The organism is Kitasatospora sp. NPDC058190 (assembly GCF_042883685.1).
In the GTDB taxonomy this organism is placed as follows: Bacteria; Actinomycetota; Actinomycetes; order Streptomycetales; family Streptomycetaceae; genus Kitasatospora.
Window position 1 is genome coordinate 131,833 of the sequence record NZ_JBHVVI010000006.1, and the last position, 19,605, is coordinate 151,437.

Annotated in this window: 18 protein-coding genes; 5 read left to right on the plus strand and 13 right to left on the minus strand. The window is 74.6% G+C overall.

Going from position 1 to position 19,605, the window contains the following annotated elements; genetic code table 11:
- The first annotated feature begins 70 nt into the window (after nt 1-70).
- A complete protein-coding gene (locus ACFVWU_RS04605; protein ID WP_387615480.1) occupies nt 71-628 on the plus strand; it encodes an HAD domain-containing protein in 558 nt (185 codons plus the stop codon).
- A gap of 387 nt (nt 629-1,015) precedes the next feature.
- Nucleotides 1,016-2,572, plus strand: coding sequence for an FAD-dependent monooxygenase (locus tag ACFVWU_RS04610; protein WP_387615483.1), 1,557 nt, complete (start codon nt 1,016-1,018; stop codon nt 2,570-2,572).
- A gap of 76 nt (nt 2,573-2,648) precedes the next feature.
- Here ACFVWU_RS04610 and ACFVWU_RS04615 read toward each other — a convergent pair whose 3' ends face one another.
- The 13 genes from ACFVWU_RS04615 to ACFVWU_RS04675 form a co-directional block, all read right to left on the minus strand.
- A complete protein-coding gene (locus ACFVWU_RS04615) occupies nt 2,649-6,680 on the minus strand; it encodes a LysM peptidoglycan-binding domain-containing protein (RefSeq protein ID WP_387615486.1) in 4,032 nt (1,343 codons plus the stop codon).
- Nucleotides 6,680-7,063, minus strand: a complete 384-nt coding sequence (locus ACFVWU_RS04620; protein WP_387615489.1) for a hypothetical protein — start codon at nt 7,061-7,063, stop codon at nt 6,680-6,682. The genes ACFVWU_RS04615 and ACFVWU_RS04620 overlap by 1 nt, the downstream gene beginning before the upstream one ends.
- A 278-nt stretch (nt 7,064-7,341) precedes the next feature.
- On the minus strand, nt 7,342-7,827 hold the full coding sequence (locus ACFVWU_RS04625) for a TadE/TadG family type IV pilus assembly protein (RefSeq protein WP_387615491.1): 486 nt from the start codon (nt 7,825-7,827) through the stop codon (nt 7,342-7,344).
- A complete protein-coding gene (locus tag ACFVWU_RS04630) occupies nt 7,824-8,198 on the minus strand; it encodes a TadE/TadG family type IV pilus assembly protein (protein ID WP_387615494.1) in 375 nt (124 codons plus the stop codon). Before ACFVWU_RS04630 ends, ACFVWU_RS04625 begins: the two co-directional genes overlap by 4 nt.
- Before the next feature lie 35 nt (nt 8,199-8,233).
- Nucleotides 8,234-8,527 carry a hypothetical protein gene (locus ACFVWU_RS04635; protein ID WP_387615497.1) on the minus strand — a complete coding sequence of 98 codons (294 nt, stop codon included), beginning with the start codon at nt 8,525-8,527 and terminating at the stop codon, nt 8,234-8,236.
- A 49-nt stretch (nt 8,528-8,576) separates the two neighbouring features.
- Entirely contained in the window at nt 8,577-9,455 is an 879-nt protein-coding gene (locus tag ACFVWU_RS04640; RefSeq protein WP_387615500.1) for a hypothetical protein, read from the minus strand.
- Complete coding sequence (locus tag ACFVWU_RS04645) at nt 9,452-10,411, minus strand: type II secretion system F family protein (RefSeq protein ID WP_387615502.1); 960 nt, start codon at nt 10,409-10,411, stop codon at nt 9,452-9,454. Before ACFVWU_RS04645 ends, ACFVWU_RS04640 begins: the two co-directional genes overlap by 4 nt.
- Nucleotides 10,411-11,949 carry a CpaF family protein gene (locus tag ACFVWU_RS04650; protein WP_387615505.1) on the minus strand — a complete coding sequence of 513 codons (1,539 nt, stop codon included), beginning with the start codon at nt 11,947-11,949 and terminating at the stop codon, nt 10,411-10,413. Before ACFVWU_RS04650 ends, ACFVWU_RS04645 begins: the two co-directional genes overlap by 1 nt.
- A 115-nt stretch (nt 11,950-12,064) precedes the next feature.
- Nucleotides 12,065-13,345, minus strand: a complete 1,281-nt coding sequence (locus ACFVWU_RS04655) for a hypothetical protein (RefSeq protein ID WP_387615507.1) — start codon at nt 13,343-13,345, stop codon at nt 12,065-12,067.
- Nucleotides 13,345-14,166: an SAF domain-containing protein gene (locus tag ACFVWU_RS04660; RefSeq protein ID WP_387615510.1), complete on the minus strand. Its 822-nt coding sequence runs from the start codon at nt 14,164-14,166 to the stop codon at nt 13,345-13,347. The genes ACFVWU_RS04655 and ACFVWU_RS04660 overlap by 1 nt, the downstream gene beginning before the upstream one ends.
- Nucleotides 14,167-14,291: 125 nt before the next feature.
- On the minus strand, nt 14,292-15,095 hold the full coding sequence (locus tag ACFVWU_RS04665; protein ID WP_387615512.1) for a hypothetical protein: 804 nt from the start codon (nt 15,093-15,095) through the stop codon (nt 14,292-14,294).
- A 128-nt stretch (nt 15,096-15,223) separates the two neighbouring features.
- Complete coding sequence (locus tag ACFVWU_RS04670; RefSeq protein WP_387615514.1) at nt 15,224-15,847, minus strand: hypothetical protein; 624 nt, start codon at nt 15,845-15,847, stop codon at nt 15,224-15,226.
- Nucleotides 15,848-15,983: 136 nt separating this feature from the next.
- Entirely contained in the window at nt 15,984-16,859 is an 876-nt protein-coding gene (locus tag ACFVWU_RS04675) for a hypothetical protein (protein WP_387615517.1), read from the minus strand.
- Nucleotides 16,860-16,977: 118 nt separating this feature from the next.
- Here ACFVWU_RS04675 and ACFVWU_RS04680 point away from each other — a divergent pair, with 118 nt between their 5' ends.
- The 3 genes from ACFVWU_RS04680 (at nt 16,978) to ACFVWU_RS04690 (ending at nt 19,594) form a co-directional block, all read left to right on the plus strand.
- Nucleotides 16,978-17,436 carry a pyridoxamine 5'-phosphate oxidase family protein gene (locus ACFVWU_RS04680; RefSeq protein ID WP_387615519.1) on the plus strand — a complete coding sequence of 153 codons (459 nt, stop codon included), beginning with the start codon at nt 16,978-16,980 and terminating at the stop codon, nt 17,434-17,436.
- 212 nt (nt 17,437-17,648) lie between these two features.
- Nucleotides 17,649-18,101: a MaoC family dehydratase gene (locus ACFVWU_RS04685; protein WP_380614796.1), complete on the plus strand. Its 453-nt coding sequence runs from the start codon at nt 17,649-17,651 to the stop codon at nt 18,099-18,101.
- A gap of 272 nt (nt 18,102-18,373) precedes the next feature.
- Nucleotides 18,374-19,594: an MBL fold metallo-hydrolase gene (locus ACFVWU_RS04690; protein WP_387615590.1), complete on the plus strand. Its 1,221-nt coding sequence runs from the start codon at nt 18,374-18,376 to the stop codon at nt 19,592-19,594.
- The last annotated feature ends 11 nt before the right edge of the window (nt 19,595-19,605 follow it).

Below are 19,605 nucleotides of genomic sequence, written 5' to 3' on the forward strand. Positions count from 1 at the left end.
GGCACACCCGTTCCAGGCCGGGTACCGATCGACGTCCTACCCGGCCCGCAGCGCCCGCTATCGTGCCGCCATGACCGGCTCCGGCACGCCCCTGCTCTTCCTCGACGTCGACGGCCCGCTCATTCCCTTCGGCGCCCCGCCCCCGGGCGGCTACCCCACCTTCCCTGGCCCGGATCCGTCCGGAAACCCGCTGGTGGCCCGGGTCGACCCCGCGCTCGGGCGGCGCCTGCTGGCCCTTCCCTGCGAACTGGTGTGGGCCACCACCTGGCTGGACGATGCCAACGACTGCCTCTCGCCCCGGCTGGGCCTGCCGCAACTGCCCCTTGTGGACTGGCCGGTGGCGGACGACGAGGACGGCGGGACCGGCCAGGACGGCGGAAACGGCGAGCCGCACTGGAAGACCCGCCCACTGCTCGCCTGGGCGGCCGGACGCCCGTTCGCCTGGGTGGACGACGAGATCACCCTCGCCGACCGGCGCTGGGTCGAGGCCCACTCCCCCGCTCCCGCCCTGCTGCACCGCGTCGACCCCCAAGTTGGGCTCACCTACGCCGACTTCGCCGCCCTCGACGCCTGGCTGCGCACGGCCCGCCCGGCCACCCCCCGGAAGGGTGACCGGGCAGACGTGTAAGTTCCGTCGCTTCGCGAGCACTGGTTCCTGCCCGAAGGCCGGCATCCGGGCGCGGCGAGCAGCGGCGGTGTCGACGGATCCAGGGCAATCCGGTCCAGGGCGATCCTGGCCTTCTGGGCGATCGGGCCGACGACAGAGAGTGAAGCCCCGCCCCCTGATGACGTGCGTGGGCCCAGCACTGCCGTCTGCCTGAGGGCAACGAAGGCCGGGGGCCCAGCCCGTGTACCAGCCTGAGCACGATCGCTGTACGTCACGCCGACGCGCGGACATTGCGGTCGGCCGTGGGGTTGGGAGGATTGATTGTGCGGTTCGGTCGTCGTCGAGGCGGCCATCGCTGAAAGCCACCGAGTGCCCCGTCGGGCCCGAGGTGAGCAGGAGGAGCTCGACATGCCCGTAGCAGACGCCGAGGTAGCGGTCTTGATCGTCGGTGGCGGGCCGGTCGGGCTCACCGCCCGAGCGCTACTGGAACGCTGGGGCGTGCGGGTGCTGCTGGTCGAGAAACACCGCGAGCTGTCACCCTTTCCACGGTCCCGGCTGGTCAACGTGCGCTCGATGGAGATCTATCGCCAGCTCGGACTCTCAGCCGGGATCACGGCCTACGCGTTCGCGCCGGAGTACGGCCGCATCCGCTTCCGCGACACCCTGTGCGACCGTGATTTCGCCACGGCGGCGATGGTCGGGGTCAATGCGCTGGTCCCCGAGAGCCCGGTGACCGGCGTGGTCACCTCACAGGACCGGTTGGAACCCACCCTGCTCGCCGCAGCAGGCGCACGAGTGCGTTTCGGGACCGAGCTCATCGGCCTGGCCGAGGACACCGACAGCGTCGTGGCTCTGCTCGTCGACCACCAACGCGGTGAGGAGACCCGCGTCCGCGCCCGTTATGTCCTCGCCGCCGACGGCGCGAACTCCACCGTCCGACAACTGCTGGGGATCGACACCACCGGCCCCGGAGCGATGGGGCGCTTCACCACCGTCGTGTTCGACGCCGACCTCGACCGCTGGTGCGCCCAGCCGCCCGCCGGCGTCTACTTCACCGCGCACGGCCTGTTCGCCCCGCTGTACCCCGAACGGGGCTGGGCCTGGTTCGTACCCACGCCCGAGGACGCCGCACGCGCCGACTGGCCCGACCTCCTCTCGCGCGCCATCAGCCCCGGCGCCGAGGTCCACGCCGACGTGTCGCGGGTTCAGCACTGGGTGATGAACGCGTTCGTCGCCGAACGCTTCCGTCACGGCCGGATCCTGCTGGCCGGCGACGCCGCGCACGCGCTCCCCATCGTCGGCGGCCTGGGCATGAACGCCGGGATCGCCGATGTACACAACCTGTGCTGGAAGCTGGCGGGCGTCCTCCGCGGGTGGGCCGAACCGGGTCTGTTGGAAAGCTACGAGACGGAGCGGCGACCTGTCGCCCACCGGACCCTCCGCCAAGCGGTGGCGAACACCCGACTTCTCCTCGAAGTCCAGAACCGGCGCCGAGAGCAGCGCCAGCTCGGCGACGCGGCGCCGGTCCACGTCGAACTGCCCTGGTCGGAGCGGTACTTCGCTCAACTCCGTCTCGTGCTCGGCGTCACCTACCGCTCCAACGCCGTCCTCGCCGACAACCGCACCCCACCCGAGCCATCCGACACAGGCACGGACTACATCCCCACCGCAGAGCCGGGCCATCGCATGCCACACCTCTGGCTCACACCCAGCCGCTCCACTCTCGACGCCTTCGGCGAATGGTTCACCCTGCTCACCCCGGACACCACTCACTGGGAGCAACAATCCACCGCACCATGGCCGTTGCACATCGAGGCGCTTCCCGGCGAGCACACCGACCTCTGCGGCCTCCGCCCACACGGAGCGCTGCTCATCCGACCCGACGGCCACATCGGCGCCCGCTGGCGCGACTGCCCGTCGAGCGACGCCGCCCTCCGCCACGCCCTCACCGCGATCACCCGCTAGACACCCTCCGACACCTCAGCGCCCCTTGGCGCGACAGTGCGCACGGAATCGTGACCCCTGGAAGGGGCTGAGTTCCTCAGGAGCCGGCCAGCAGGTCACGCAGCAGGGCGACCGTGTCGGCGTCCAGGTCGCGGCCGGTGCGGCGGCTCAGGGCGTCCAGGCGGTTGACGGCGCGCAGGAGTTGGTCCCGGGCGCCGGCCGAGGCGTAGGCGTAGAAGAGGTCCCGGTGCAGCAGCTCGACGTCCGGGGCGACGGCGAGGCCGCGGAAGACGGCGGCCTCGGCGCTGCGGTGGTCGCCGTACTGGAGGCGTCGGGCGGCGAGTTCGTGGGCGGTGTCGACGATGGCGGCGATCATGTCCTGGCGCTCGGCCTCGGCCCAGCCGTAGGAGGCGGGCGGGGCCTCGGCGAACGGGGCTCCGCGGACCAGGGCCAGGGCGTGGGCGAGGGCGGCGTCGGCGGTGGCGCTGGTGCTGCGCATGCCGCGCCGGTAGAGGCTGCGGAACTCGTCCCAGTCGCAGGTGACGGCCGGGGCGAACGCGTAGCCGTCGGTGGCCGCGGTGGACAGGTAGGCGCGGCCCTCCCCGGACGTGCCGAACCAGGCCGCCAGGTCGGCGAGTTTGGCCGGGAGCGGGCTCTTGGCGTCGGCGGCCGTGGGATGCGGGTCCAGGTGCGCCGCGCCGGGGTGCAGGTCGTGGTCGAGCGCGTGGTGGTCGGAACCGGGGCGCAGCGCGAGGTAGACGGCGAGCTCGGTCAGCCGGGACAGCGCGCCGGGTTCGACGGTGCCGAAGGTGCCGGCCACGTCGATCGGGCCGAGCAGCCGGATCCGGGGGGCGTTGCGTGGGGTGTGCGCCTCCGGGGAGCGGAGGATGGCGAGCAGGTCGTCGCTGTCGCTACGGCCGGGGGTGGTCCGGGCGACCGGCGCGACCGCGGCCGGTCCGGGCTCCACCTCCGGCTCCACCCGCTCCTCGGTGTCGGCCGCGCGCTCCGCGACGGAGCCGGGCTCCGGCCGGGACGGCACGCGCGGGTCGACACCGGTGGGCGCGGGCGCGCTCTGGTGCGTCGGGGCGGGCTCGGCGGGCACGGGCTCGGCGGGCACGGGGACGGGCTCGGCGGGCACGGGGACGGGCTCGGCGGGCGCCGGGGCAGGATCGGCAGGCGTCCGAGCGGGCACGAGGACGGGCACGGCGGCCGACTGCGGCGCCACGGGCTGGACGGGCTGGACGACCGCCGGGGCGTCGGCCGGCATCACCTCAGCAGCCTCGGCCGTGTCCACCGGGGCGTCCGTGGCCCCGACCGGCTCGCCCGGCAGCCGCAGGTCGCGGGTGGTCTCATCGGCGGCCTGCCCGGCCTCGGCGGCGCCCTGCCCGGTCTCCGTGGCGGCCTTCCCGGTCTCGGTCGCCGCCTGCCGTCCCTGCCCGTTGACGGCGAACCTCGCCGGGCCGACCGGTGTGGGGGCCGGGACCGGAGCGGGGGCGGGCGTCGCCGGGTCGGTGCCCGCGAACGGGCTGACGCCGGTGCCGATGACCCGGGTCAGCAGCCGGGGCCCGGCAGCCGTGTCCGCACCCTCCCCGGGCTCCCCGGCCTCCGCCGCCGGAGCGCCGACGACGGCCAGCACCGGTACGACGGGCGGCAGTTCGGCGGTGTCCGGGTCGTCGTCCGGATCCGGGTCGAGGCCGGGACCGTCCAGGGTCCAGGCGGGCGCCGGGTGCTGGGTGGCGTCGTCGGCGGCCCGGAGGAGTTCGGCGATCTGGTCGTACTGCTGTCCGTCGAGCCGCTGGAGTTCGACGGTCAGGTGCAGGCCGGGGATGGCGGCCTGGCCGGTGGAGGGCAGGGTCCAGCGGGCCACCGGGCCGGTGCCGCGCTCGGGGGCGAGGGTGATGACGGCGACGCAGGTGCGCGGACGGGCGTCCAGGAGACGGCCGAGCTCGGCGGGGGTACCGCCGCCGGGCTGCTGGGCGCAGAGCACGATCTCGGGCACCCAGGACTCGTCCGCCCGCCCCCGGCCGCGGGCCTCGCGCGGGCTGGCGGCCTCGGCGGCGATCAGGGTGGCACGGGCCTTGGCGGTGCGCGGGCCGAGGGCGGCCAGCGCGGCCTCCAGGGTGGGGTGGCGGTGGACGCGCTCGGCGGCCGGGCCGCTGATCGGCACCTCCTCGGCGAGGTCCACCAGGTGCAGGTGGAGCCGGTCGGCCAGCGGGCTGTGGGCCAGTTCGATGGCCAGGGTGCGCAGGACGTCGCGGGCGTCGTCGGGGTGTCCGGAGAGGTGGAGCAGCCGGACGGCCTCCAGGTCGGCGAGGACCACCGAGCCGTCGGGCGAGGTGCCGAGGGTGACCAGCGCCGGGTAGGGCGCGGCGGTCTTGCGGGCCTGGGCCGCGCTCAGCAGGTCGCCGGACTCCTCGCCGCACCACCAGACGTTGGCGGCGTGCGCGGCGCGGAACGGCGCGATCGGCGTGGCCGGTCCGGACAGGTGCAGCTCGATGGTGTGGCCGGGGGTGATCCGGGCCGCGACGATGGCCGGCAGCCGCTTGCCGCCGCGCACGGTGTTGCGGGCCAGGGTGCGTAGGGCGCGGTCCAGCAGTTCTAGCCCGGCCTGGTCCTGCCGGACGATCAGCTCGTTCTCGAACGCGGCCGCCTCGGCGGCGGGCATCGCGATGCGGTGCAGGGGGCGGCGGGCGCGCAGCTGGGTGCCGCGCTTGTAGGCGACGGTGCCGACCATCATGGCGGCGAGCAGGACGCCGACGGTCGAGGCGGCCAGGGCGACGCTGTAGTCGCCGTCGGACGCCGGGTCGGCGTGCGCGGCGGGGGCGGGCGTGTGGGTGGGGGCGGGTGTGTGGGCGGGCGCCGGCCTCTGGGCGGCCGGGGCCGACTGCGACGCGCCCGGCGTGGGCGCGGCCGGCGTCGGGGCGGCCTGCGTCGGGGCGGGCGCGGGCGTCTGCTCCGGCGCCGGCGTCTGCTCGGGAGCGGGCGCCGGAGCGGGCGTCCGGGCGGCCGCCCCCGGCACCGTGAGCACCGTCCCGGGCTCCAGTACGTCCGGGTCGGTCAGCCGTTCCCCGTCCGGCGCCTGCACCCCCTTGTTGGCCTCGAAGAGCTTCGACCAGGCATTACCGTCCCCCAACTCCCGCTGGGCGATGGCCGACAGGCTGTCCCCGGCCTGGACGGTCACGGTCTTCTGCCCGGCCGCGCCCGGCTCCGTCCCGGCCTGCGGCGACTGCGCGGAAGCCGGGGCCTGCGTCTGACCGGCAGCCGGAGCGGGGGCCTGAGCCGGGGCCTGCGCGGGCGCCTTCGCCTCGTCCGCCTTGGCGTCCGTCGGCATCAGCAGCTCCCAGCCGGGCTGGATCGGCCGGTCCGCGTCGAAGCGGACGCCCGAATCGTCCATCACCCGGCCGTCGTTGAGCTTGGCGATCTCCACCCACCGCTCGCCGGAGCCCAGTTGGCGCTCCGCGATGGACCACAGGCTGTCCGCCGGCCGGCTGTCCCGGACGGTGTACGTGGGGTGCTGCTCGGCCGCCGGGCTCAGCGCGGGCGCGGACTGGGCGGCGGGCAGCGCGGCCCGCTGCACGCCGGGGGTCAACTGTGCCTGGGCCACTGGGTGGTGGGCCAGCTCCGGCACCGCGGCGAAGGCCGAACCGGCCACCGGCAGCAGCGCGAGCACCGAGCCGACCAGGCCGGCGGCGAGCCGCTGGCTCCAGCCGAAGGCCGGGATCCGCCGGGCGATCCGGCCGCGCAGCTGGGCCGGGATCTCCAGCAGGACGGAGAGCGCGAAGCACGCCCAGGCCAGCCACCCGACCACCACCAGCAGCCAGAGGAACAGCCGCCCGTCGTCCGGACTGGTGAGCGCCTCGCCCACACCGCCCGGGGCGACCTCGCCCATCGAGGCGACCGCGTGGGTGCCGTACAGCAGTAGCGCGGGGACGCCGAACAGCAGGGCGAGCAGGGTGACCAGCGCGGCGAGTGCGGTGATCAGCGCGCCGCCGCGGCCGCGTCCGGCCCGGTGCGCGCTTCGACTCCGACCCCTCGCGGTTCGATCCCGGTCGTTCCCCGGCCCGGTCCCGGTCCGGCCGGTACGGGCCGGGGTGGTTCGGGCCTGGTCCTTGGCACGTGGCGCGGCCATCAGTCGGTCTCCGCTTTCTCGACTCCGTGGACGAGGGTCGCACTGCCCTTGCCCGTTACCTTCCGCTGCCCGAGGGCGCCCAGCAGGACCGGCCGGTAGTCGGCCCGCACGGTGACGGTGACGACCCTGCCGTCACCGGAGAACTCGACGCCGTCGGCGTGCAGCCCGTACAGCCCGAGGTAGGCGTCGGCGGCCTGCTTGACGTAGTCCTGCCGGACCTTGAAGCCCTTGCCCTGCAGCACGGCCGCCTGGTCGAGCTGCTGGCCTCCGACCCGCGCGGCCTCCTGGGCGTACGCGTCGGTGCGCTCGGCGACCCGCAGTCGGCCGCCGGCGTCGATCACCAGGGCGATGACGAGCACCAGGTAGGCCGCGCAGATCGCCACGAAGAGGGCGACCGCGCCCCGGTCGGACCGGCGAAGGCCCGGGGGAACCCGGCGATCGCGATGAACCCGGCGATCCCGGTAGACCCGGTGAAGCCGTCGACGCCGCAGGCCGCTCAGCACTGGCACCCCCTCCCCCCGATCCGCACGATGTCTCCCCACCGGCCCCCGCCGGGCGCCACTCGGTTCCGTTGCGTCATCCCCCGAGCGCTCTCCGCTTGCGTCTCCCCCGCACGGGCCGTCCCCAATCCCCCGACCGCCCGTCACGGCCCGCGCCGCCGTCATGTGCCGCGGTAGCGGTCCACCACGGAGGTGAACTCCCCGACGAGGTGCTTCGTCACGGGCACGCCGGAGGGTCCGCCGAGCAGGTCGGCGAGTTCGACGTCGCAGACCACGGTGACCTTGACGGTGGCGACCGGGCCGTCCGCCAGCTGCAACTCGCCCTGGTCCAGCTGGACGTCGCTGTTCCGGCAGGAGACGCCCTGCTGGCGCAGCGTTTCGAGGGCGGAGTCCCTGGCCGGCTTGTCCATCCCGGCGACGCTGCGCTGCAGCGAGGCCGTCCGGGCCCCGGCACGGGCGGCGGCCTCGACCGTGCCGGCCGCGGTCTGCACCCGGCCGGCGGCGATCGCCAGCAGGACCAGTGCGACCACGCCCGGCACCACGATCGCCGCCTCGATCGCGATCCCGCCCCGGTCCCGCCGTCGCGGGCGCCACCGCGGCCCCCGCCGCCCGGCGCCGCCGCGCGCCGCCACGGCACGAGTGCTCACTTCGCCACCACCGGCGGGACGAAGCGCTCACGCGGCGCCTCGGCGTACTGCCGGATGCTGGGCCCCGTGAGCCCGGGTATCAACAGCGGGGGCGTCAGCTCCACGGTGACCTTGATCCGCTCGGACGTGCTGCCGTCCGTGACCACCTGGTACCCGTGGACGCCCTGCCGGTCCAGGAAGTCCCGGGCCTGCCGCCGGGCGGCCTCGTCCTTCGCCTCGTCCGTCGCGTTCCCCTGTACCCGCCCGGCGTCCACGCCCTCGCGGGCGGCGCTGAGCGCGACCTGGCGGTCGTACCACCACAGCGAGGCCTGGACGACGAGCAGGACGAGCAGCAGGACGACCGGGAAGACGATGGCGAGACTGACGCTCATCGACCCCCGGTCGCCGCGGCGGCGAGGCATTCGGATCACTTGGAGGCGCCGCCCGCGCCGCCGGCGCCGCCGGGCATGTTCGGATCCTGCTCGACCTTGGTGACCACCTTGTCCTTCAGCAGGTACAGCGCGGTCGCGACGGCGCCCGCGACGAACACCAACGCGATGATGGCGAGGGCGAGTTCGATGCTGATGGCGCCCCGGTCGCCGCGCGCGCGGGCGGCGCGCAGCCGGCCCAGTCTGAGCGTGAACAGCAGCAGGGCGAACTGCACGGGCAGCAGGACGGGCCGCAGCACCCGGCCGGCCAGCTGAGCGAGTCGTACGGACATCGGGGGTCTCCCAGGGTGTGGTGTGGTGTCAGCTGCTCTGGGACGGGCGTCAGTTGAGCATCTGGTGGAGCGCGGGAAAGACGATCAGGACGGTCATCAGCAGGGTCAGGGCAGCCCCGGGCGCGACCATCCGTTCACTGTCGGCGTTGGCGCGGGCGAGGTCCTCGGCCAGCAGCTCGCCGCGCAGGCCCTTGGCCCGGGCCCGCAGGGTGTCGTACACGGCCGCGCCGTCGGTGCCGGACAGCCGCATGATGTCGGCCACGTCCTGGAGCGGGCTGAGTCCCAACTCCCCGGCCAGCGCGTCGAGTCCGGCCCAGGGCGGGAGGCGGTCGGTGGCGGCGCGCTCCAGCGCGTCGCGGATCCGCCGGAACACCGCGCCCTGTCCGACCGAGGCGGCCCGGCGCAGTGCCTCGGCGGGGCCGCAGTCGGCGGCCCGCTCCAGGGCGACGAGTTCCAGGTAGGCGGCGATGCCGTGCAGGTACTCGGTGCGCGCCTCCTTGGCCTCGCCGCGCACGATCGCGTCCGGGACGAAGAAGAGCAGCCCGGCCAGCAGCGGTCCGGCGACCAGCGGCAGGGCGAAGGGCAGGCCGACGTCCATCAGCGCGGCCATGGCGCCCAGGTAGGCGGGCAGCATCAGCCCGAGCGCGGCGAACAACAGCTTGTGCACCATGAACCGGGCCGGGGTGCGGCCGATCAGGGCGAGTTCGCGGCGAGGGACCGAGACCCCGCGCAGGGTGAGCGAGCGCTCGCCGATCCGGTCGTACCAGGGCACCCGCTCGTCCGGGTCCTGCGGCCGGTCGGCCGGGGCGCGGTGCAGCCGGTCCAGCGCCTGACGCAGGTCCGGTGGCGCGGGCCGCAGTTCGGCGATCAGCAGGGCGATGCCGCCGGCCGCGGCGGCGCCGGCCAGCACGGACCAGGGGGAGATCACCGGACCTCCCCGAGCTGCTCGGCGGGCTCCTGGCCGGGCTCGTCCTTGCCGCGCCCGCCCTTGCTGCGCCGGTCCGGCGTGAGCAGCCGGGGCACCGGCGGGTGCGAGGCCAGCGCCCGCATCCAGGCGATGATCGCGACGAACAGGGCGGCGACCACGGCGAGCACGATCTGCCCGAGGAAGGTCCCGTACGGGCGGGTGTACTCGGTGTTGAAGGAGCCGACCGTGACGACCAGCACGATGATGCCGACCAGCCAGCGGATGGTGGTGCGGTGCTTGGCCCGGTCGGCCTCGATGGTGCGGCGCTGGCGGACCTCCTCGCGCACCGAGTCGGCCATGTCGGAGAGCGTCCGGGCCAGGCCCGGGCCGCTGTCCCCGGCGCGCAGCACGAGGGCGGCGAGTACCTTGTCGGCGGTGGCGTCGGCCAGGCTGTCGGCGAAGGCCCGCAGTGCCTCCTCGGGCCGCCAGCGGGCCTGCAGCCGGGCGGCCAGCTCGCCGATCTCGTCCTCCAGGGCCGCTGGGGCGGTGCGGCGGCTGGTGACGATGGCCTGGTTGAGGCCGACGCCGAGCAGCAGCACGTCGGCGATCCGCTGGGTCCACTCGGACAGCGCTTCCAGGCGTTCGATCCGGTGGGTGTCCGGCCGGGTGGTGTCGAACAACCACGGCAGGCCGAAGACGGCCAGCGGCACCAGCAGCGCGGTCAGCGGGATGCGGGTGAACAGCCAGGCCAGCGGGGCGCCGACGAGCGCCAGCGGCAGTTGGATCCGGCGCAGCCGCACCATCCGCAGCGAGGCCGCGCCGGGGGCGCCGTACCAGAAGACGTGCGCCCGGCCGGCCAGCGGGTTGCCCGGGCGGTCCGGTTCGTCCTCGTCGGCCGGCTCGCTGCCGCAGGCCCAGGCCACCAGGGCGACCAGGCCGCCCGCGACCGCCAGCCCGCACAGGGCGAACAGCAGCATCACCGCGCGCCACCGCCGATCCGCAGCTGTAGCGGGGTGGCCCAACTCCCGTACCGGGAGCCGAGCAGCGAGGCGTCGAAGCCGGCCCGGCGCAGGTCGTCCAGGCACTGCGGTGGGGTGTGCGGGACGGCGCGCGGCTCGCCGAGGTCCGGCCGGGGGCCGAAGACGGTGTTCAGCGCGGGCCGGCCGCTCTCGCCGAGGCCGGTGACCTCCAGGACGTGGGAGACGAAGCGGTGCCGGCGGCCGCCGACGGCGGTCTCGTCGACCATGGTGACGTGCACGATGAGGTCCAGGGCGTTGGCGGTGAGCCGATAGGCGAGGGCGTCGGTCATGTGCGAGCCGTACTCCAGGCAGAGTTCGGCGATGCGGTCGACCACCATGTGCGGGCCGCGGGCGTGCAGGGTGCACATCGAGCCGCCCTCGCCGTTGGTCATGACCCGCAGCATCGGGACGACCTCGCCGGAGCGGACCTCGCCGACGATGATCCGGGAGAGGGTCATCCGCAGCGCGGCGGGGATGAGGTCGCCGATCGTCAACTCACCCGCCAGGCGGCCATCGACGCGTTCGCCGTTGCCCTCGCGGGACTCCATCGGGACGACCTGGCGCAGGTGGCCGAGGGTGTGCAGCCAGAGCTCGAACTCCGACTCCAGGGTGCCGATCCGCTCGTCCGGCGGGATCTCGGCGGCCATCGCGCGCAGCAGGCTGGTCTTGCCGACGCCCTGGGTGCCGGTGATCATCACGTTCTTCCGGGCCCGGATCGCGGCGGCCAGGAAGGCGGCCAAGGTGCTGTCCAGGGTGCCCAGTTCGACCATCTCCGGCAGCGTCGCCGAGGCCACCCGGTGGCGTCGGACCGCCACGTACGGGCGGGGCGTCACCTCGGTGAGCGCCTGCAGACGCATACCGCCCTCCAGACGCAGCGCGAGGGTCGGGCTGGCAGTGGACAGGCTGCGCTCGCCGCCGCCGTGCTGGCGGGCCAGATCCTGGAGCAGCTCGACGAGTTCGGCGTCGCTGTCGGCCACCGGCGGGACCTGGCGCAGGGGTTGGTGCACCTTGGAGACCCAGACGTCGTCGCAGCCGTTGATCAGGATGTTCTCGATCTCCGGGTCGTCCAGGTAGGGCTGGAGCCGACCGGCCCGGAACAGCAGGTCGAAGACGGCCTCGGCGAGGGCGCGGTCCTGCTCCCGGGTGGGCGGGATGCCGTGGGTCTGCGCGTAGGCGTCGGACCAGCGGGCGACCGCCTCCTCGATCAGCGCGCGGCCGCGCTGACGGCGGGTGGCGCGGTCCGGCTCGGCGCCGGAGCCGGCGGTCAACCGGGAGAGCTGCTGGTGCAGTTCGGCCGCGACCTGGCGCTTGAGCTCGCGCGCGACCTGCGGGTCGACGGCCGGCCGGGTGGCGGCGCCGCGCAGGTCCAGCGAGGGCAGCTGGGAGGGTACGGCGGTGGGCCCGGCGCCGCCTCCGGGGGCCGGGGCGGCGGGTTGGGGCGCGACCGGGCCGGGCTGGTACGCCTGCGCGGGCTGCGGCGGCGCGGCGGCCGGCACGGACGCGGGCGTAGGCGTAGGCGTGGGTGTAGGCGCGGGCGTGGGTGTGGGCGTGGGCGTGGGCGTCGACCAGGGCAGAGCGGCCGGGTCGGCCGTCGGGCGCTGGTGCAGGGGACTACCGCGCACGGAGCACCTCCCCGGGGGTGTGCGGATACGGGCGCGCGTCTGTCTGGCGGTCATTCACCATGGGTTGCTGGAGCGGGTACTGCTCGTCCTCCTCGGCCGGTCGCGGAGACTGGACGTGCGCCGGGAACGGCGCCGGCGCGGCCGGCTGCGGCGCCAGCCCGGCCAGCGGCGCGACCGGGCCGGTGGTGATCACCGGCGGGGTGTACGAGGGCTGCTCCCCCTCTCCCGGCCCGTAGGCCGACTCCGCGTAGGCCGACTCCCGGTACGGCGTCTGGCCGTACGGCTGCTGTCCGTACGGTTGCTGCCCGTACGAAGGCGGGGCGGACACCGGAGCCGTCGGAGACATCGGCGACATCGGCGGCACCGACGCCACCACGGGCCCCGGAACCGGCCCCGGGGCGGGCACCGGTACGGCGGCCGGGCTCGGCGCGGCCGGGTTCGGCGCCGCGAGCTGGGCGGGCGTGGGCGTCGGCGCGGCCGTCGGCGCGAGCCGCTGCCGCCGCCGGCGGATCAGCAGCTGCACCTCGTCGGCGGCCGAACGGGCCGTGCGCATCAGCTCCGAGCGGATGAACCGCCGGTCGGTGGTGTCCCCGCCGTCGGAGAGCACCCGCGCGGTACGGGCGGCGTGCGGCAGCACCCCGAGCACCGGCAGCCCGAGCTCGCGGGACACCTCCGCCCCCGGGTACGGCCCCTCGGCGACCAGCAGCAGCCCGAGCGCGTCCGCCCCGGTCCCGCCGGCGGCCAGGTCCTCGGCGAGGGCGGCGAGCCGGGGGCGGGACGCGCTCAGCCCGCGCAGCGTGGTGCGGACCGTCACCGCCACCACGTCCGCGCGGCGGGCCAGCACCGCGCTCGTCCCGGTGGCGCCGGAGCGGCCGAGGTCCACGATGACGTCGTAGCCCTGCTGCTCGATGCCGTGCAGCAGTTCGGCGAGCGGCTCCCAGGTGTAGGCGAGGCCGGGCGCCTGGGCCGGGTCGGTCAGGCCGGGCAGCAGCAGCCGCTCGGCGTCGCCCTCGGGCGAGAGGTCGATCAGCTGCTCCCAGATGGTCTGGGCGAGCAGCCCGCGGCGGTCGGCGACGGCGAGGTTGCGCAGCCCGTACACCGCCTCGACCCGGCCCTCCAGGGCGCCCGCGAGCACCGCGCCGCCGTCCGGGTCGGCCTCGACCAGCAGGATCCGCCGACCGGGCGGCAGCGGCCAGGCCAGCAGCAGCGCCAGGGCGGTCGTGGTCGCGCCGGGCGCGCCCGGACCGCCGACCACCGCGATCACCGCCATCAGGCGCCGCCCGTTCCGGCCGGGGCACCCGTTCCGGCCGGGGTCGCGGGTGCGGTGGCCGCGCCGGAGGAGGGTGCGCCGGTGGGGGCCGCCGACGGAGCGCCCGACGGAGCGCCCGAGGGGGCCGCCGCAGCCCCGGTGCCGCTCGGGACGGCGCGCGGCGCCAGCAGCACCTGGATCCGCCCGCCGGCCACCCACTGCGCGAGCCGCGGCCCGTCCGCCGAGCCGACCGCCACATCGATCACCTGGCTGCCGTCGGTGTCCACCCGGCCGACCGTGATGACCGTCGCGGGCAGCGAGTCGGCCCGGCCGTTGTCGGGGGTGTTGACCACGACGATCTGCACCCCGGGCTGGAGCCGACTGGCGGGCAGCTGGCTGCGCTTGGCCGACACCCCGACCACGATCTGCCCCGGCTGCACCGACAGTCCCTGCGCCAGATCGGAACCGGTCAGCATGGCCCCGCGCTTGAGGTCGGTGGCGGCCCGCATGCCGACCGCCTTGCCCCGGTCCTGGGCGGACACCGGCCGCAGCGCCGGATCGCCCGCGATCCGGGCCACCACCAGGTCGTCCTCGGTGATCACCTGCCCCCAGGGCACGTCCCGGGCCAGCGCCAGCACCGCGACCCGCTGCCCGGTGCTGTTGTAGAGGGCGGCGCCGCCCAGCCCGCCGGCCGCGATCAGCGCGACCGCCATCGCCAGCACCGCCGGGCGCCGCCGCCGGGCCCGCATGGTCCGCCCGGGCGCGTGCGGCACCGCCCGCCCCCGGCCGCGGCCCGCGCCGCGGCCCTGCTGCTCCTGGCCCGGCTGTTCCGACACCGCCACGGACACCGCGGCACCTGCGGTCGTGCCGGATCCCGGCGTCGCGAATGTACGGTTCTCCACCGGGTTCCGCCCTTCCCTCGTTCGCTGTCTGACTGATCAGTGGCCGAACGGCCGCCGTGGCGCGGTCAGTTGAGGACCTGCACCTCGGCGACCTTGAGCGCGAAGTCCGATCCGCGCGGCATGTCGATGTCGAAGGTCTTCGCGTTCGGCCCGGTGATCACCACATGGGCCCGCCAGTGCGCCGTCACCGTGCCGGTGAAGACACCCCCCTGCCGGGTGCCCGAGCCGACCGCGAACTCGTAGCCGCAGTCGGGGGATTTCGCGTCCCCGTACTTGGGGTCGTACGGCGTCCCGGCCGTAGCGCAGTCCAGCACCATCCCCTGGCCGAAGTCCCAGGTCATGCCGTTCAGTTGCGCGGTGACGGTGACCGCGGCACCCGGAACCGCGAGCGAACTCGGCTCGGGTGCCACCATGCCCTCGGCCCAGAGCCAGACCGGCGCCTTCACCACGGCGGTGTCCTTGGGAGCGACGCTCGCCTTCGGCGCCGGGAAGGCCATCCGGTCGGCGAGCAGCTTCGCCTGCACGGTCAGGTCGATCACCGGGGTCGCGCCCGGCTCGTTGCTCACGAACGCGGTCTGCAGACCGTCCTGCCCGCCGCCGTTCTGCGGGCAGACCTTGGAGTAGACCGTGCCCTCCGACGGCTTGTGCCCCTCCCAGGCCTGATCGCCCTCGGCCGGCTGCTTGTCCAGGGGGCGGAAGTAGCAACCGACGTCGCTGTTGAAGTAGCCGCGCTCCGGGTCGTAGCAGGCCCACTGGACGTCGTGGTAGCTGCACAGCTGCGGGCCGCTGTTCCCACTGTCGCCGCCACCGCCCTGCGAGGGGCGGGGAGTCGACGTACTTCCTCCGCTGCCCGCGTGCGAGCAGATCACGCTCGGGGCACATTGTTCGGCTCCGGCGTCCGGTGGTTCGTCCGCCGTCGCCGTTACCGCCGAGGACAACAACAGCCCGGCGGACAACGATGCGACGACCGCGAATCGCCGGGCCGGTTTCCGCGAGTTCAGCATGTTCGGTCCACCTCCCGCTTGAAGTCGTAGATCAGCCAGTGCGCTTGGAACCATCGCAGGGAAGCGGTCGCGACATAGCGGTTCAACCGGTCGGCCGGTTCCTTTGCGGTACGGGTGACGGCATCGACGCGGTGCCAGTCCGAGAGGTCGACGCAGTCCTCGATCACGGCGGTCTGCGGATCGACTTTCAGGTCGATGGTCTTCACCACGGCCGAATTCCGCGGCGTTCCGGTCATCACCAGTTTGGCGTCGTGGAGTTGACGGAGGCCGACCAGGGTGTCGGACAGGGCCCGCCCGGAGGAGTACGCCTCAAGCGCGGAACCGTCCGAATCCGTACGCCCGAAGGCCTCGGCCTGAGCCTGCCACCAGTCCTGATACGTCCTCAAGGCCAGTCGTCCCCGGGCCCCTTCCGGGCCGTCGGTCGGCGCGATCGAGGCGTTTACCGAACCACCCGAAGGAGTTAACGGATTCACTCCCGCAACAGTGGCCGCAGGCGACCCGAGACGATCGACGGAACCGTCGGCACCACCGCTCGCACAAGCACCGAGCAGCAACACCAGAACCGCCCCACCGACCACAACCGCCCCAGGGCGCAACACATTTCCGCGCTGCCGCATCGCCCACCTCGTCGCGACCGAGCCGATCCGTGATCCACGGCCGCCAGGAGAATTCCGCCGTCCCACGGGTGTTTCCGCTGGGGATCGATTCTTCGCCAACCCACCCCATCACGGCAACACCTCAGGCCCCCTGACCTTACGCGGAAGGCGGTTCCGTCGGGGCACTTTCCCGCCACAGAACGGCCAACAGTTCTTCGGAAAGCGACAATCCGGCCAATGCGCCCCGAACCGCGGCCCGATTGCGCATCAACAGGCGTCCACCGTGCGGCGGAACGAGCAGGCGCGCGACCGGCGCACCCGAACTACCGGCCGACCCTCCCCCGTCCAGCAACCCGGCGACGGCGGGCTGGAGGTCCAGCGGGGCGACGGCCGCGGGGGCACCCGGGACGCCGTGGCGCAGGACGGTGGTGAGCGCCCGGCTGAACGAGCCCTCGCCGCCCGGCAGTACGGCGTCCCGGCCGCGTCTGCCCGGGCTGTAGCGGCCGATCCGGCCCCACAGCGGGACCCGGGAGTAGCTGAGCAGTTCACCCGCGCTGTCCTCGCCGCCGCGCTCCAGCGCCGCCCAGGTGTCCCGGTCGGCCACCGCGTCGACCAGCAGCAGCGCCTCCTCGTGGTCACCGTGCACCATCGCGCTGACCACCCAGTCCCAGGCCAGGCCGCGCCGGTAGGCGTTGGCGGCGGTGCTGCCGCCGGTGACCAGGGCGAGCCGGCGCCCGCGCGGGTCGGCGACCAGCTGGCCGACCAGGCAGACCACCAGCCAGCGGCCCGGCTGCTGGGCCGCGTCCCGGACGGCGGTGAGCATCGCGTTGGCGTCCGCGTCCGGCGCCGTACCGACCACCCGGCAGCCGGCCGCGCCGGTGTCGAAGCACATCCCGGGCAGCACCTCGGCCAGCAGCCGGGCCCCCTCCGACGCGCGCGCCGAACCGCCGTACGCCCGGTCCGGCCCGCCGTCCGCCCCGATCACCACCAGATCGACCCCGCCGGCCATCCGTCCGCCCCCCTCCTCCACCATTCCTCCACCCGCCGGGCAGGCTACCGCTCCGGGCGGCCGCCGAGGGGGCTCCCGGCCCGTCCGCTCAGGGACCATGGGCCCTATCGACGCGCGTACCGACCGGAGGACGATCGGACGCATGGAGCGTGAGGACCGTGTGGAGACCCTGAGCGAGGCCGAGAGCCTGCGGCTGCTCAGCACCGTGCCCGTCGGGCGCGTGGTGTACACCGAGCACGCGCTGCCGGCCGTCCTGCCGGTCTCCTTCGAGGTCCTGGACGGGCGGCTGGTGCTCGCCGTGCGCCGGGGAAGTGCCACCGCGCGCGGGGTTGACGGCACGGTGGTGGCCTTCCAGGCGGACCTGCTGGACCCGGTCACCCGCACCGGATGGAGCGTGCTGGTGCACGGGCGGGCCGACGCGGTGAGCGACCCGGAGCAGGTGCGGCGGGTGCTGCGCTCCGGGCTGCGGCCGTGGGTGGGGGACCCGGAGCCGCTGTTCATCGCGTTGGTGCCGGAGCTGGTCAGCGGGCGGCGACTGTTCCCGACCGGGCAGGGCTCGCGGGGGCCGCGCCCGCTGGGGCGCACGGTGCTGCGGCCCTGAGCCCTCTTCTCCTTCCTCTCTCGTCGGTGAACTCGTCGCAGGTCCTCTCGTCGTCGGTGCGCTCGTCGCAGGTCCTCTCGTCGTCGGTGCGCTCGTGCCAGTGCCCCGTCGTCGGTCCTCTCGCCCTCGGCTCCTGACAGGAACCGGTGGGTAGGCATACGCTTCCGGCGTCCTGACCCCTTGCCGGGCCCGTCCCCCTCCAGGAGCGCACCGTGACGACCTTCGCCTCCCTCGCCGAACTGACCGCCGCCGTCGGCACCGAACTGGGCACCAGCGAGTGGCACACCATCGACCAGCGGCAGATCGACCTGTTCGCCGAGGCGACCGGGGACCACCAGTGGATCCACGTGGACCCGGAGCGGGCGAAGGAGAGCCAGTTCGGCTCGACCATCGCGCACGGCTACCTGACCCAGTCGATGATCCCGGTGCTGGCCAAGGAGTGCTACGGCGTCGAGGGCGTGCGGATGGCACTGAACTACGGCTCGGACAAGGTGCGCTTCCCGGCCCCGGTGCCGGTGGGTACGGCGATCCGGGCCACCGCCGAGCTGATCTCGGCCACCGAGGTGCCGGGCGGGGTCCAGGCGGTGGTCCGGTTCACCATCACGAGTGAGCGGAGCGCCAAGCCGCACTGCGTCGCGGAGGCGATCACCCGCTTCTACGCGTAGCGCCGGCGCGGTACCGCGACCCGCGTCGAGTACGCCGATTGGACCGTGCGGGACCCTCCACCAGGTCCGGAGGGCGCACGGCGCGTAGTCTCCGACGAGATGGTTGTCGTACCGCAGTGGCCTCATCTGCCCCTTGGGTGCGCGCCCCGGCATGCCCGGTAGCCGTGACCGTCCCTGGAGGAGCCGTGCCCCGCCCCGTCCCGTGGTTCTCCCGCCTCGCCGGTCTGACTTCACAGCTCGTCCCGCCATCCGCCGACCGCGCCGTCCCGGGGCTGGCCGGACTCTCCCGCGCGGCCTGGCACCGGGTCCGGACCGGCGCCTTCGGGGCCGAGCCCCGGGGCGAGCGGCTGGCGCGGATCCGCCGCTCGCCCCAGTTCGTCGACGGAGCCTTCCGCAACCCGGTGCCGACCCGCCGCCTGGTGTACGAGCGGAGCCCGCTGGAGATCGCTCGCGCCCAGCTGACCGGGGACAAGACCCGCCGGTCGCCGACCGCCGCCGTGCCGGTGCACCGGCTGCTGCCGGTCGACCTGGCCACGCCACCGGAGTCCGGGCTGCGGCTCACCTGGCTCGGGCACGCCACGGTGCTCGCCGAGATCAGCGGGCGGCGCGTCCTGATCGACCCGGTCTGGGGCGAGCGCTGCTCCCCGTTCGCCTGGACCGGGCCCAGGCGGATGCACCCGGTGCCGCTGCCGCTGTCCGAACTCGGGCCGGTGGACGTGGTGGTGGTCTCGCACGACCACTACGACCACCTCGACATGGCCACCGTGCGGGCCCTGATCGGCAGCGGCGCGGCGTTCGCCGTACCGCTGGGGGTCGGGGCGCACCTGGAGCACTGGGGGGTGCCGGCGGCGCGGATCGTCGAGCTGGACTGGTGGGAGTCGGCCGAGGTCGCCGGGCTGACCCTGACCGCCACGCCGGCCCGGCACTACTGCAGCCGCGGGCCGCGCACCAGCACGCTGTTCCTGTGGGCGTCCTGGGTGGTCGCGGGCGGCGGGCACCGGATCTTCCACAGCGGGGACACCGGTTACTTCCCGGGCTTCGCGGAGATCGGGCGCCGGCTCGGACCGTTCGACGCGACGATGATGCAGGTCGGCGCGTACAGCGAGTTCTGGCCCGAGGTGCACATGACCCCCGAGGAGGGCGTCCGGGCGCACCTGGACCTGGGCGGCGAGCTGCTGCTGCCGATCCACTGGTGCACCTTCAATCTGGCGACCCACCCGTGGGAGGAACCCGCCGAGCGCGTCGTCACCGCCGCCCAGACCCTCGGCGCCCACCTCGTGGTGCCCCGCCCCGGCAAGCCCTTCGAACCCGCCGACCCGCCGGCGCTGCGGCTCTGGTGGCGCGCGGTGGCGGCGGCCCCGCGTGGCACCGAGCCACTGGTCACCGCCGAAGCGCAGACGGCCGGGCGGACAGGGGCACGGACAGAAGCACGGACAGAGATGCGCGAACCGGCAACAGGTTTCAGCAGACAGATTTCAAACTCTGTCATCTGAAATCTGTTCGC